General features: G+C 67.2%; 15 protein-coding genes. 12 read left to right on the top strand and 3 right to left on the bottom strand.

Features of this window, described 5'->3' with window-relative positions; genetic code table 11:
* Positions 1 to 88: 88 nt before the first annotated feature.
* The 9 genes from MU553_RS17580 (at position 89) to pyrE (ending at position 7336) form a co-directional block, all read left to right on the top strand.
* Entirely contained in the window at positions 89 to 388 is a 300-nt protein-coding gene (locus MU553_RS17580; protein ID WP_247379973.1) for a hypothetical protein, read from the top strand.
* A 46-nt stretch (positions 389 to 434) separates the two neighbouring features.
* The gene (locus MU553_RS17575) at positions 435 to 755 is read left to right on the top strand and encodes a DUF5783 family protein (protein ID WP_247379969.1); all 321 of its coding nucleotides are present in this window, start codon (positions 435 to 437) and stop codon (positions 753 to 755) included.
* 40 nt (positions 756 to 795) lie between these two features.
* A complete protein-coding gene (locus MU553_RS17570; RefSeq protein ID WP_247379966.1) occupies positions 796 to 1182 on the top strand; it encodes a RidA family protein in 387 nt (128 codons plus the stop codon).
* A gap of 241 nt (positions 1183 to 1423) precedes the next feature.
* Entirely contained in the window at positions 1424 to 2806 is a 1383-nt protein-coding gene (locus MU553_RS17565) for an NCS2 family permease (RefSeq protein WP_247380117.1), read from the top strand.
* A 75-nt stretch (positions 2807 to 2881) separates the two neighbouring features.
* Positions 2882 to 3244 (top strand): NifU family protein, encoded by a 363-nt coding sequence (locus MU553_RS17560; protein ID WP_247379963.1) that lies wholly within the window; start codon positions 2882 to 2884, stop codon positions 3242 to 3244.
* A 136-nt stretch (positions 3245 to 3380) separates the two neighbouring features.
* On the top strand, positions 3381 to 4865 hold the full coding sequence (locus tag MU553_RS17555; RefSeq protein WP_247379960.1) for a sulfatase: 1485 nt from the start codon (positions 3381 to 3383) through the stop codon (positions 4863 to 4865).
* A gap of 12 nt (positions 4866 to 4877) precedes the next feature.
* Positions 4878 to 5906 carry a lysylphosphatidylglycerol synthase transmembrane domain-containing protein gene (locus MU553_RS17550; protein WP_247379957.1) on the top strand — a complete coding sequence of 343 codons (1029 nt, stop codon included), beginning with the start codon at positions 4878 to 4880 and terminating at the stop codon, positions 5904 to 5906.
* 133 nt (positions 5907 to 6039) lie between these two features.
* Complete coding sequence (locus tag MU553_RS17545; RefSeq protein WP_247379952.1) at positions 6040 to 6723, top strand: hypothetical protein; 684 nt, start codon at positions 6040 to 6042, stop codon at positions 6721 to 6723.
* Between the two features lie 67 nt (positions 6724 to 6790).
* A complete protein-coding gene (gene pyrE, locus MU553_RS17540) occupies positions 6791 to 7336 on the top strand; it encodes an orotate phosphoribosyltransferase (protein ID WP_247379950.1) in 546 nt (181 codons plus the stop codon).
* On the opposite strand, the gene MU553_RS17535 is transcribed toward pyrE, so the two are convergent.
* A complete protein-coding gene (locus tag MU553_RS17535; RefSeq protein ID WP_247379948.1) occupies positions 7337 to 8323 on the bottom strand; it encodes a halocyanin domain-containing protein in 987 nt (328 codons plus the stop codon).
* A 110-nt stretch (positions 8324 to 8433) separates the two neighbouring features.
* Between MU553_RS17535 and MU553_RS17530 the strand changes: the two genes are divergently transcribed.
* Together MU553_RS17530 and MU553_RS17525 are read left to right on the top strand one after the other, a co-directional pair.
* Positions 8434 to 9801 carry an arylsulfotransferase family protein gene (locus tag MU553_RS17530; protein WP_247379946.1) on the top strand — a complete coding sequence of 456 codons (1368 nt, stop codon included), beginning with the start codon at positions 8434 to 8436 and terminating at the stop codon, positions 9799 to 9801.
* Positions 9802 to 9871: 70 nt separating this feature from the next.
* On the top strand, positions 9872 to 10120 hold the full coding sequence (locus MU553_RS17525) for a glutathione S-transferase N-terminal domain-containing protein (RefSeq protein ID WP_247379944.1): 249 nt from the start codon (positions 9872 to 9874) through the stop codon (positions 10118 to 10120).
* 25 nt (positions 10121 to 10145) lie between these two features.
* Here MU553_RS17525 and MU553_RS17520 read toward each other — a convergent pair whose 3' ends face one another.
* Together MU553_RS17520 and MU553_RS17515 are read right to left on the bottom strand one after the other, a co-directional pair.
* Complete coding sequence (locus MU553_RS17520) at positions 10146 to 10424, bottom strand: hypothetical protein (protein ID WP_247379942.1); 279 nt, start codon at positions 10422 to 10424, stop codon at positions 10146 to 10148.
* Between the two features lie 46 nt (positions 10425 to 10470).
* Positions 10471 to 11433: a transcriptional regulator gene (locus MU553_RS17515; RefSeq protein ID WP_247379939.1), complete on the bottom strand. Its 963-nt coding sequence runs from the start codon at positions 11431 to 11433 to the stop codon at positions 10471 to 10473.
* A 147-nt stretch (positions 11434 to 11580) separates the two neighbouring features.
* Between MU553_RS17515 and MU553_RS17510 the strand changes: the two genes are divergently transcribed.
* Positions 11581 to 12966, top strand: coding sequence for a TiaS agmantine-binding domain-containing protein (locus tag MU553_RS17510; protein ID WP_247379937.1), 1386 nt, complete (start codon positions 11581 to 11583; stop codon positions 12964 to 12966).
* The last annotated feature ends 206 nt before the right edge of the window (positions 12967 to 13172 follow it).

Genomic DNA, 13172 nt, shown 5'->3' with positions numbered 1-13172 from the left:
TCAGCCAGAACGATCGTCCCGGGCTCGACACGACCGCACTGCACAGTGGCCGGCAGGGTTTTGCCAGTGGCGTCGCTACGATCGTGACATGAGTCACCCGAATCCCGACGAGACGGTCGAGCGCGAGCGTCTCATCTTCGGTGCAGGATTCGCCCTCGGCGTCACGTTCACCATGCTGATTCTCGGCATGGTCCTCTCGACGGTCGCCCCGCAGTCGGTGACGATCACGAGCCTCCTCGATTCGCGCGTCCTCCTCCCGGTCGTCGCGGCCGTCGTCTTCGCGTTCGTCGTCGGAGTGGCGCTGTACCTCCTCGCGCTGCCCGAGCAGGGGTTCGGTATCCCGCGGCGCGTGGGGTTCGACACCGACGAGCGGGACGACGAGCACTGACGCGGGACCGTCCGACTTTTGTCCACACTCCGCGACAGTCGCGGTAATGGCCGACTTCGATCCCGAGCAGTTCGAGGACAAGTACGCGAACTACTTCACCGAACTCCAGGAGGCGTACAAGAACGCCTTCAACCGGATGAACGACCGCTACGACTCGGAACTCATCCACGCCATCGACCAGTTCGTCCTGAACGAGAGCGAACCCTTCTACGAGGGTGACGGCGAGTTCCGCATCGACCTCCCCGAGAACCCCTACGAGCGCATGCAGGGCGTCGTCGTCGACGAGGAGAAGTTCGACGAGATCCTCGACCGGTACGTCGACGAACTCGAACGCGAGCACCGCGCCGTCTTCGGCCTCGAAGGCTGACCCCCAGTAGCTTCTTCTGGCTCGCCGCCGCGCTCCCGACATGGAACGGCGACTGGTTTCGAGCGGCACCGACTGGGAAGACGAGGTGGGGTACTCGCGGGCGGTCAGAGCCGGCGACGCCGTCCACGTCTCGGGCACGACCGCGATCGACGACGACGGCGATCCCCTGGACGCCGGGCCGTACGAACAGACCAAGCGCGCGCTCGACCTCGTCGCGGACGCGCTGGCCGAAGCGGGCGCGAGCGTCGAGGACGTCGTTCGCACGCGCATGTACGTCACCGACATCGACGCCTGGGAGGAGATCGGCCGCGCCCACGGCGAGGTGTTCGGCGACGTCAAGCCAGCGACCACGATGGTCGAAGTCGAGCGACTGATCGACCCGGCGCTCGTCGTCGAGATCGAAGCGGAGGCCTCGATCGCGGACTGAGTGGCATACACCGCACAGCGACGCGCCGAGCGGGGCGTCTGGCGGCCCGCGCCGTGACCGAGCCACGCACGGTCGCGCCGCAGGTTCGAACCAACAGCAACTTGGCTGATCTCTCGTGAGAGGGAGGTAACCGATGGCACGTGAGAGTGCAGACGACAGTGGGCAACGGAGCGCGACAGCGAGCCAGGGCGGCGGTTCGTGGTTCGCGCGGTACTTCGAGTTCGACGAACACGGGACCGACATGCGGACCGAGATCGTCGCGGGGATAACGACCTTCCTGACGATGAGCTACATCGTCGTCGTGAATCCCGCGATCCTCGGTCTCGCGATCGACGTCAACGGGCGGACGGCCGCCGAGACCCAACAGATGCTCGCGGTCGTGACGCTCATTTCCGCCGCAGTGGCGACCTTCGTCATGGCCTTCCACGCGAACAGGCCCTTCGGGCAGGCGCCGGGACTGGGTCTCAACGCCTTCTTCGCGTTCACGGTCGTGCTGACGCTGGGCATTCCGTGGGAGACGGCACTGGCGGCCGTGGTCGTCGAGGGCGTCATCTTCCTGTTTCTGACCGTGATCGGCGCGCGCGAGTACGTCATCAACATGGTTCCCGAGCCGGTGAAGTTCGCGGTCGGGGCCGGGATCGGGCTGTTCCTGGCGATCATCGGCCTCCAGGCGATGCACGTCATCGCGAGCGACCCGGCGACGTTCGTCCAGTTCAACCCGGCGTTCGCGACCGACCCGCTCGCGATCATCAGCGTGATCGGCCTGTTCCTCACCTTCGCGCTCGTCGCGGCCGACGTCAGCGGCGCGATCATTCTCGGCATCATCGCGACGACGATCATCAGCTACGCCGCAGACGCCATGGGCTACTCCCCGCACGCGTCCGAAGTCGCCGAGGGCGTGTTCCTCTACACGCCGGCGTCGCTGAGCGGACAGACCGACATCGTCTACAGCCTCGCGGGCTACGACATCACGCCGCTGATCGGCGCGTTCATGCGCGGGTTCTCGAACGTCGATTCGATGGGGTTCGCGCTCATCGTCTTCACGTTCTTCTTCGTCGACTTCTTCGACACCGCGGGGACGCTCACCGGCGTCTCCCAGATCGCGGGGTTCCTCGACGAGGACGGCAACCTGCCCGAGATCAACAAACCGCTGTTGGCCGACGCGATCGGGACCACCGTGGGCGGCATCATCGGCACGTCGACGGTCACCACGTACATCGAGTCCTCCTCGGGCGTCGAGGAGGGCGGGCGGACGGGGATGACGGCGCTGGTCGTCGCCCTGCTGTTCGTCGCGTCGCTGGCGGTCGTCCCCCTGGCCGCGGCCGTGCCGCTCCACGCGTCACACATCGCGCTGGTGGTCGTCGCGGTCCTGATGCTTCGCAACATCGTCGACATCCAGTGGGACGATCTCAGTCACGCCGTGCCCGCCGGGCTCACCGTGCTCGTGATGCCGTTCACGTTCTCGATCGCGTACGGGATCGCCGCGGGCATCATCTCCTACCCGGTCGTCAAGGCCGCACAGGGCGAGTGGCGGGACGTCCAGGTCGGCCAGTGGGTGCTGGCCGGCGCGTTCGTCCTGTACTTCGCCGTCCGGACCAGCGGGATCATCCAGGCGACGGTCTGAATCGCCCGGTTTCGGCGGGCGACGACTGGGTGAGTCCAAAAGCCTAAGCGTGCCCGCTGCATAGACGGATTCACTATGAGCACGGAATCTGAGCGGAGCGACGACGACCTGCGCGAGGAGGTCACGAACTTCCTGCGCCGGAACTTCCCGCAGATCCAGATGCACGGCGGGAGCGCGGCCATCCAGCACCTCGACCGGGAGGACGGCGTGGTGTCCATCCAGCTCGGCGGCGCCTGCTCGGGCTGTGGCATCTCCCCGATGACGATCCAGGCGATCAAGACCCGGATGGTCAAGGAGATTCCCGAGATCGAAGAGGTCCACGCCGACACCGGCATGGGCGGCAACGAGGGCATGGCCGGCGGTGCGAGCCCTTCCTTCCCCGGCCACGAGGGCGGCGACAGCAGCGACGACGACGAAGGCCCGGAAGCCCCGTTCTGAGCCGTTTCACTTTGCCGTTTTTTCCCGCCGCCGAGCCGGCGGTCCGTCCCTGTCGAACCGCCTGACGGCGACAGATTTCGGGGGGAAGCGACGGAAATCAGGGTCTTTAACCCGGTGGACAGATGCCAGTATCGTAATGACACGCGACGGGCCGTCGAACGTCCTCTTCGTCGTGATGGATACGGTCCGGAAGGATCACCTTTCGGTCTACGGGTACGACAAGGAGACGACGCCGAACCTGGCGTCGTTCGCCGAAGAGGCGACGGTGTACGAGCACGCCGTCGCCCCCGCGCCCTGGACGCTCCCAGTCCACGCCTCGATGTTCACGGGCCTGTACCCGAGCGAACACGGCGCGACCCAGGAGAACCCCTATCTGGAGGACGCGACGACGCTCGCCGAATCGCTCTCCGCGGCCGGCTACGACACGGCCTGTTACTCCTCGAACGCCTGGATCACGCCCTACACCCACCTGACCGACGGGTTCGACGACCAGGACAACTTCTTCCAGATCATGCCCGGCGACTTCCTCTCGGGCCCGCTGGCCGACGCCTGGAAGAAGATGAACGACAACGATCGGCTGCGAGCGGTCGCCAACCGCCTGGTCCAGCTGGGCAACAAGTTCCACGAGCGGTTCGCCTCCGAGGGCGGCGGCGACACGAAGACGCCGGCCGTCATCGACAGCACGATGGACTTCATCTCCCAGTCCCGGGGCCCGTTCTTCCAGTTCGTCAACCTGATGGACGCCCACCTCCCCTACCACCCGCCCGAGGAGTACCAGCAGGAGTTCGCCCCGCGCATCGACACGACGAAAGTCTGCCAGAACTCCAAGGAGTACAACTGTGGCGCGCGCGACATCGACGACGACGAGTGGGACGACATCACGGGTCTGTACGACGCCGAGATCAAGCACATCGACGACCAGCTCGGTCGCCTCTTCGGCTGGCTCAAAAACCAGGGCGTCTGGGACGAGACGATGGTCGTCGTCTGTGCCGACCACGGCGAACTCCACGGCGAACACGACCTCTACGGCCACGAGTTCTGTATCTACGACCCGCTCGTGAACGTCCCGCTCATGGTCAAACACCCCGACCTCGATGGGGGCCGCGACGACGAGACGACCGTCGAGCTGACCGACCTCTACCACACGGTGCTCGACGCCACGGACGTCTCGGCTGCGCCCGGCGGGGAGTCGCTCGAGGCGACGCGGTCGCTACTGCGCGACGAGCACCGCCAGTTCGAGGGCGGCGAGTACGGATTCGTCGAGTACCACCGCCCGGTCGTCGAGTTGCGCCAGCTCGAAGGGAAGGCGGCGGAGGCGGGCATCGAACTCGAGAGAGACTCCCGGTTCTACTCGCGGATGCGCGCCGCGCGCCGGCCGGACGCCAAGTACATCCGCAATCAGACGATTCCGGACGAAGCCTACCGGATCGACGAGGACCCCGGCGAGGAACGGAACCTGGCTGGGGACGACGACGCGGCCGTCGCCGAGACCGAGGCCGTCCTCGCGGAGTTCGAGTCGTACGTCGGCGGCGAGTGGAGCGACGTCGACGACGAGGACGTGCTCGACGACATGGGCGGCGAAGCGAAAGACAGGCTCCGAGACCTGGGGTATCTCGGCTGAGGGGGACTGATCGTGACGACCGACGGACGGGCGATCCTGGATTTTGCCGACAGGAAGACGCTCGTCCGCGTCCTGCTGGGGTTCGTCGTCGCGGCGCTCGTCCTCTACCTCGTCGCGGTCGGTATCGGGACCGAGGACCTGAGCCGCGCGTTCGCCGACGCGAAGCTGCGCTGGCTGGCGCTTGGCTGTGTCTCGACGGCGCTGTGTCTCGTCGCCTGGGGGAAAGCCTGGCAAGTCGTGCTGGAAGTGGCCGGCATCGACGAACCGTTCCGCAAACTCGTCGTCACGTACTTCGCGGCGACGTTCGCCAACTACGTGACGCCGCTTGGCCAGGCCGGCGGTGAGCCGTTCATCGCCTACGTTCTCTCGCGGGACACGGAGGCCAGCTACGAGGACAGCCTCGCGAGCGTCGTCACGGCGGACCTGCTGAACCTGCTGCCCTTCTTTAGCTTCGCGGCGGTCGGGATGGGATGGCTGCTCTGGCAGGCGAGCCTCCCGGCAGCTGTCCGCCCGCTGGCGATGGGGCTGCTCGTTCTCGCGGTGGGCGTGCCCGCGCTCACGATAGCCGGCTGGCGGTTCCGCGAACGGCTGGCGAGGGGGTTCATGCGCGTGGCCGCGCCCGTCGCGCGGCGGACCCCGAAACTGAGCGTCGAGGGCGTCCACGAGCGCATTCACGACCTGGGGGCGGCGTTCGACCGCATCGCCGCCGAACCCCGCGCGCTGGTGCGGGCGCTCGCCTTCTCCTACGTCGGGTGGGTGTTTTTCGCCCTCCCGCTGTACTTCGCCGGCCAGACCGTCGGCATCCCCATCGGCCCGCTGCTCGTGCTGTTCATCGTTCCGGCGAGCACCATCGCCGGCATCGTCCCCTCGCCGGGCGGCCTCGGCGGCGTCGAGATCGCGCTGACGGCGCTGTTGATCGGCCTCGTCGGCCTCACGGAAGCCGAAGCCTACGCGGTGTCGCTGGTCTACCGGGTCGCGAGTTACTGGTTCGCGATCGGCCTGGGCGGACTGGCCGCGATATATGTCATCAGCCGTAACTGACCCGACCGAACGCCCGCCACGCGACCCCGCGTCCCTCGCGGACGGCGGCGGTACTTAACGGAGCCGTGTATCGGTGGCAGCAGAAAGAGGGGTCTCTGGATCGTACCGCTACTCGACCCCAGGAGGCCACAGCATGAGCCAGCGCACATCCCCCATCGGTGCGATCTTCGAGGTACAGCGTGAGAGTTTGCAGGCCGGCCCGCGGCTCGTCGAGACGACGCTGCAGGTCCCCAAGACCGTCAACGAGACGGTCCGCGGAACGATCGAACCCCAGAAACGGGCCCAGCAGCGGACGCTGGAGTTCGCACAGCACACGATCGACCGGCTCCTGGACACCGTCGAGGCGACGACGCCGGCTGGCGACGACGCGCTCGCAGACGTCCGCGAGTCCGTCGACGACGGCTTCGAGGAACTCCGCGACCAGCACGCCGAGGCGGCCGACGCTATCGACGACAACTACGCCCAGGGGATCGACACCTACGACGAGGCGATCGGTGACGTGCTGGAGGCGCTCGACGAGCAGATCGAGACGGTAGTCGAGACCAACGAGGACGTCGAGGAGCGGACGCTCGACGCCATCGAGCAGGTCATCGACGAGTACGACGACGTCAGCGAGCGCTTCGGGGACCAGGCCGAGGAGTTCGGCGACCAGCTCGAAGCGCAGGCCGACGCGTTCGGCCGCCAGTTCGAAACGCAGCTCGACCGGTACCAGGACCAGCTCGACGCGCTCGAACACCGGTTCGAGGACCTCCAGGACGACCTCGAAGGGAACGTCGCGGCGGCCCAGGACGCTGCCGGACGGGCCGACGACGAGTAAGCGCCGCCGTTCTCCCTCGCTCGCCGCCAATCGCCAGTATATTTGTGCCCCTGGCCGACCGTCTGGTATGGCCAACCAGCAGCTCATCGACGCGCTTCGGGACGCCGACGCGGTGAAGTTCGGCGAGTTCGAGCTCTCCCACGGCGGCACCTCGAACTACTACGTCGACAAGTACGTCTTCGAGACGAATCCGCGGTGTCTCGAACTGATCGCCGACGCCTTCGCCGACCGGGTCGGCGACACGAAACTCGCCGGCGTCGCCCTCGGCGCCGTCCCGCTCGTGGCCGTCACGAGCGTCGAGACGGGCAATCCCTACGTCATCGCCCGCAAGCAGGCAAAAGAGTACGGCACCGGAAACCGCATCGAGGGGACCCTCGACGACGGCGAGGAAGTCATCATTCTCGAGGACATCGCGACGACCGGCCAGAGCGCCGTCGACGCCGCCGAGGCGCTCCGCGACGCCGGCGCCGAGGTCGAGCGCGTGATCGTTGTCGTCGACCGCGAGGAGGGCGCTCGCGAGAACCTCGCCGACGCCGACCTCGAACTGGAGTCGCTCGTGACGGCCTCGGACCTGCTGGCCGACGCACCCGACGACGTGGACGTCGGCGAGTAGTTACGCGACGACCTCGACGACGCCTTTCATCTCGAGCGCCTTGTGCGGGGCACAGTAGTACTTGTAGACGCCGGTCTCGTCGAACGTATGCTCGAAATGGACGCCCGCCTCGGCGACGGGGCTTTCCGAGTCGAACGATCCGTCCTCCGCGACGACGTTGTGAGCGCCGCCTTCTCCGTTCCACTTCCACGTGACGGTCGTCTCGGTCGTCACCCGGAGCGCGGGCGGATCGAACGCGAAGGCGGCGTCGCCGGCCCCGACGGTGACCGTGGCCGACGACGCGTCGGTCGCGTCGGCGACCCCGTCGAAGGGCGCTACGTCGTCCAGATACCCGTCGTAGCCACTCGCTTCGGACTCCGTCGTCGTCGGCGCGTCGCTCGGCGACTGCTCCGCCGGCGGTTCGTCACGCGGTTCCGTCGGCGTCGAGTCGGCGTGGGACGCGACCGTCGGATAGTCAGTGCCGACGACGACGGCACCGAGCATCCCGCTGGCCTTGTGTGGGTTGCAGTAGTACGGGTAGATGCCGTCCCGCTCGAACGTGTGCTCGAAGTTGACGCCGGCCTCCGCGACGGGGTTGCCCGAATCGAAGGTGCCGTCCTCGGCGACGACGGTGTGGGCGCCGCCCTCCCCGGTCCACTCCCACGTGACGGTGGCACCGTTGTCGACGTGAACTGCGGCCGGTCCGAACGCCAGGCCGGGGTCGCCGGCCCCGACCTGCACGGTCACTACTTGCTGGCCCGTCTCGTCGGCGACGATCCCGTCGTAGTTGTTCGCGTCGTCGAGGTAGCCACCGAGGTCCGGTGCGCCGGGTGATCGCTCCCTCGCGGCGACCGTCGCGGTGTCGGTCGGCGGGGAGTCACCCGTGCTCTCGGGGACGTCGTCAGCGTCGTCGCCTGCGCGCGTCGACTGCTCGATACAGCCGGCAACGGCGAGACCGGTCGCGAGACCGGCCAGGGACTGGAGGGTCTGGCGGCGCGTGTCGTCCATACATTCACGTCGACCAACACGACCGTAAAAGTACGTGATGGCGCTCAGAGAGGACGGAAGAGGTGGCTGGTAACCACAGACCCTTCACGGGGAACGTGGTACCGCGGACCATGTTCTCCAGCGGGTCGCACCCGCCGCGTCGCTGGCTCGTCCGGAGCGTGTTGCTCGTCGTCCTTGTGGTGCTGGCCGGGTGGGCGACGGCGACCACGTTCGCGTACGACCCCGCGACGCTGGGTTCGGGGGCGGTCGCGTCGGCCGCGACCAACCAGACCATCGTCAGCGTCCAGGGGTTCCACTTCCAGGGCGTCGGGAACGAGAAAAAGCCCGCGCGACTGGTGAGCGTCGCCCCCGACGGGAGCACCGACTGGGTGTACAACGGCTCGAAACACGGCGCTACCTGGTTCTACGACGTGGATCCGCTCCCCAACGGGAACCTGCTGGTCACCTCGACGGTGCCGGGCAAGACCGTCGTGTACGAACTCGACCGCGAGACCCGCGAGCGCGTGTGGCAGGAGACGCTGGACGCCGAGGACACCCACGACGTCGATCTGATCAACGGCGATCAGTTGCTCGTCGCCAACATGCGCAACTACGAGGACGGGGTCAACCGCGACCGCATCTACGTCTACGACCTGGGGAAAGACGAGATCGTCTGGCAGTGGCAGGCTCGTCGGCACTTCCCGCGAAGCGGCGGCGGCGAGTACACCGGCGACTGGACCCACGTCAACGACGTGGACAAGATCGCCGACGGGCAGTACCTGGTCTCCGTGCGGAACTTCGACCAGGTGATCGTCGTCAATCGCTCGACCAAGGCCATCGACATGCGTCTGGGGAGCGACGGCGATCACGACACGCTGTACGAGCAGCACAACCCCGACTACCTCGAAAGCGAGAACGGCACGCCGACGCTGCTGGTCGCCGACAGCGAGAACGACCGCGTCGTCGAGTACGCGCGCCGCGGCGGGGAGTGGAAGCGCACCTGGACGCTGACCGGCCCGTTCAAGTGGCCCAGGGACGCCGACCGGTTGCCAAACGGGAACACGCTCATCACCGACTCGCTGAACCACCGCGTCATCGAGGTGACGCCGCGCGGACGCGTCGTCTGGGAGACGTACGCTCCCTGGGCACCCTACGATTCAGAACGCATCGGGACCGGCGACGGGTCGAACGGTCCGACGATCGCCGACGTGAACGCCACCGGTAACTACACGCTCGACGGCGGCACGGTCGCGACCAACTCCAGCGTCGGCGCCTGGCTGCAACGCCAGGGACTGTCCGACCTGGGGGAGCGGTACTCCCACGTCGTTCCGTTCGTCCGGCCGGTCTGGATGCCGAGCTGGGCGTTCGCCGGCTACGCGCTCGCTGGCGTCGTGCTCGTCGGCTGGGGACTGGGCGAGCTCGTGGCGCAGCGACGCCGCCTTCGACGACGCCTGGGCCGACTCGGTGACCGGGTCTATCGCACCATTACCGGCGGCTGACGACGCGGCACTGTTCAGTTCGTACACACTACCGTTGGGCCTATCAGGCAGTGGTTCCTACCAACTGTCGATGACAAACCTGGAACTGTACGAACTCACGGGCTGTCCGTTCTGTAAGAAGGTCACGAGAAAGCTCGACGAACTCGGGCTGGACTACGAGACTCACGAGGTCCCGCGCTCGCACGGCGAACGCACCGAAGTCAAGGAGATCAGCGGCCAGACCGGCGTGCCCGTGCTCGTCGACCCGGATCACGGCGTCGACGCCATGCCCGAGTCCGACGACATCGTCGAGTACCTCGAAGAGACCTACGGCAACTGACGGTCCGCACCGACGGTCGGCCTGATCACTCGCGCTCCATCTCGAAGTCAGTCTCGCTGAGCGGAACGGCAGCTATGCCCCCCGCACTCCCGTGGTTGTAACAGTACAGCATCACGCCGGCCTCGTGGTCGACGACGCGCTTGATGGTCCCCCGAACGTGTTCGTCGTGGATGTGTGCGAGCGTTAACGCCGGTCCCTTGTCAGCTTCCTCGGCGTCGTCGCTGGCGCCGTCTGGCGGATCGTCGGCGACGTCGTACTGCGCTTCGTACTCAGAACCGTGTTCGTCCGGACCGAACAGTCCCATACGAACCGTTCAACGAATTGGTAGAAAAGCGTGGTGCCCGCCCGGTTCAGGCGGGGTTCTCTGCAGCGCGTTCCTTGATGAGGTCTTTGAGGTCCTCGACGTCGCGAACGTCTTCGATCTCCTCGCGCTCGATGAGCGCCGTGCCCTCGACCGACTCCTGCTTGGCGCGATCGACGACGTAGATGGAGGTCGTTCTGGTGACGTGGCCGACCGAGGACATGATTCGCGCGCGCTTCTCGGCGGTCTCGGTGAACTCCGAGTGGCCGGTCAGCATGCGCGACTGGTGGCGTTCGTCCTCGCTGACGGTGCGGAACGGTGCGCGCTCGGTCGGGTGGACGTCGAAGCCGACGCGGGTGAGGACGGCGATGATCGGCTCCTCGTCGGGATCGACGTCGGGGTCGTCTGGCATCGGCTCGCTGTCGCGGACCTCGTCGACGCCGTCGAACACGTCGACGGGCGAGGTCAGCGGGGCCTCGAACAGCTCTTCGAGCTGGGTCGCCACCTCGACGGAGGCGTTCATGCCGTCCTCGTACTTCGAGACGGTGCGCCGGGAGACGCCGAGTTCGTTGGCGAGCCGGCCCAGCGACCAGTCGCGCTGTTGGCGGGCGTCTTCGAGGACCTCGCTGTCGATGTTGACGTACAGGCCGCCGGGTGCGGCGTAGATGAGCGGCGGGACTTCCTCGACGAACAGGTCCATCGCGGTGTCGGGCGAGAGGACCGGCACCCCGTGTCGGAAGTACACCACACCGGGCTTGAGGTCCTCGTCGCGCGTCCGGAGTCCGATGACGATCGGCGTGGCCTGCAGGTACTCGCCGAGGCGACGCATCTCCGCGCCGGTCATGGCGTCGAACGCGTCGATGTTGCCCAGGATCTTCACCAACACCGTGTCCTCGCCGCGGCGTGCAGCCACGTCGAAACTCTTGGGTCGGATCGCACACCGGTCACTCACGAGAAAGCCCGCGTCCCGCAACATTGCGGTTACGTTCCCGACCAGTGCGGATCGTGACATCAGGTTACGGTTAACCATTCCTCGTATAAAACGATTGTGACCGCGACACACAGTCGCGTCTTGCGATTTGCCCGGTCGGCCGGCGATAGATTCATATAGGACAACTGGCCCGAAACGGGTTACTCCACCGGGGCCAAACCGCCGGCCGTGACCATCGTCGGCCTCGACGACACGGACTCCCGAACCGAGGGGATGTGCACCACCTACGCCGCCGCCGTGCTCGCCGACCGCATCCGCGACGCCGGCGGCCGCGTCGAGCGACTGCTCCTCGTCCGCCTGAACCCCGCCGTGGAGTTCAAAACCAGAGGCAACGCCGCGCTGGCGATCCACTGTGACCTCCCGGTCGAGCGCGCGTTCGACCTCGCAGTGGAGCTGGTGGCCGCCGACGCCGAGACCGCCGACGAGCGGACGAACCCGGGCGTGGTCGTGACCGACGACGCCCTCGGACCGCGGCCGGACTGGATGCAGTCGATTTCCCGTCGGGCCGTCCGAGAACTCCTTGACCCCGAAGCCGACGTGCAAGAGCCACTGGCCGAGGCCGGCTACCGCCACCGCGGCTGGGGCAACGGCCGCGGCCTGGTCGGCGCCGTCGCCGCCATCGGCGCCTGGCGCGCGTTCGGGGCGACCGCACCCGACGGCTGGCCGACCGACTGGTCTTACGAGTCCATCACCTACCGCGAGCGCGACCGCTGGGGCACCGACCGCGACGTCGACCCCGAGTCGGTGTTCGCGGTCGCCGACGAGTTCTATCCGACCATCTGGGACACCGTCGACCGTGGCGAGGGCGAGGCCGACCAGTGGGAGGCCTCGTGGCGGAGCGGCGACGCCAGGAGCCGCGGAGCAAAGAGAGCCGCGGAGCAGGGCGAGGCCGTCTGCGTCCCGAACACGCCGGGTCCGGTGCTGCACGGCATCCGCGGCGACGACCCCGAGACCGTCCGCGAGGCGGCCGACGCCATCGAGAGCGAAGCCGTCGAGCGCCGCGCGGTGTTCGTCACTAACCAGGGAACGGACATGCACCTCCGGGACGCCGACCCGACCGCCGTCACCGACGGTCGCGCGTACCGAGTGACCGGAACAGTGGTCGACGAACCGGAAACCAGAGCGGGGGGACACGTGTTCACACAAATTTCCTTCGAAGGTAATAATGCGGACGCGCTCCCGTGCGTGGCGTTCGAGCCGACCAAACGCTTCCGCGACCGGGTGCGCGCGCTTCGCGTGGGCGACCGCGTGACCGTCTGCGGCGAGGTGACCGACGGAACGCTCAAACTGGAGAAGTTCGCCGTCCGCGAGTTGAACGAGACGGAACTGGTGACGCCGACGTGTCCGGACTGCGGCCGGTCGATGAAGAGCGCCGGTCGGAACGCGGGCTATCGCTGCCGGGACTGCGGGACGAGCAGGGACGGCAAAGTCGGTCAGTCGGTCGAACGCGACCTCGAACTGGGCTGGTACGAAGTGCCGCCGTGTGCGCGCCGGCACATCGCGAAGCCGCTGGTCCGAGGGGGGTTCGACGCACCGACACATCCCGAGCGGTGAGTTTGCATCCGCCGACCGGAGGGAAGGCGGTTGACCGCGCCCGAACGTGGTGAGGGCGCGGCCCTTTTGGTCCAGATTTTACGAGGAGGGTGTGCGAGCAGGGCGAGCACACCCGACGAAGTAAAAGGTGGGCTGGTCCGAGGGGGATTCGACACGCCGACGCATCCGGAGCGGTAGCACACTGTGGAGTGTCAGGAACGAAATCA

The organism is Halorientalis brevis (genome assembly GCF_023077655.1).
The sequence above is the reverse complement of the archived record's forward strand: the minus strand, read 5'-3'. Positions and strand labels throughout refer to the sequence as shown.

Coding starts and splice junctions, on each gene's coding strand:
- MU553_RS17515 (WP_247379939.1), bottom strand. CDS start 11,433: ATGTCACGATCCGCACTGGTCGGGAACGTAACCGCAATGTTGCGGGAC.
- MU553_RS17535 (WP_247379948.1), bottom strand. CDS start 8,323: ATGGACGACACGCGCCGCCAGACCCTCCAGTCCCTGGCCGGTCTCGCG.
- MU553_RS17565 (WP_247380117.1), top strand. CDS start 1,424: ATGCGGACCGAGATCGTCGCGGGGATAACGACCTTCCTGACGATGAGC.
- MU553_RS17560 (WP_247379963.1), top strand. CDS start 2,882: ATGAGCACGGAATCTGAGCGGAGCGACGACGACCTGCGCGAGGAGGTC.
- MU553_RS17575 (WP_247379969.1), top strand. CDS start 435: ATGGCCGACTTCGATCCCGAGCAGTTCGAGGACAAGTACGCGAACTAC.
- MU553_RS17545 (WP_247379952.1), top strand. CDS start 6,040: ATGAGCCAGCGCACATCCCCCATCGGTGCGATCTTCGAGGTACAGCGT.
- MU553_RS17580 (WP_247379973.1), top strand. CDS start 89: ATGAGTCACCCGAATCCCGACGAGACGGTCGAGCGCGAGCGTCTCATC.
- MU553_RS17520 (WP_247379942.1), bottom strand. CDS start 10,424: ATGGGACTGTTCGGTCCGGACGAACACGGTTCTGAGTACGAAGCGCAG.
- MU553_RS17530 (WP_247379946.1), top strand. CDS start 8,434: ATGTTCTCCAGCGGGTCGCACCCGCCGCGTCGCTGGCTCGTCCGGAGC.
- MU553_RS17555 (WP_247379960.1), top strand. CDS start 3,381: ATGACACGCGACGGGCCGTCGAACGTCCTCTTCGTCGTGATGGATACG.
- MU553_RS17570 (WP_247379966.1), top strand. CDS start 796: ATGGAACGGCGACTGGTTTCGAGCGGCACCGACTGGGAAGACGAGGTG.
- pyrE (WP_247379950.1), top strand. CDS start 6,791: ATGGCCAACCAGCAGCTCATCGACGCGCTTCGGGACGCCGACGCGGTG.
- MU553_RS17525 (WP_247379944.1), top strand. CDS start 9,872: ATGACAAACCTGGAACTGTACGAACTCACGGGCTGTCCGTTCTGTAAG.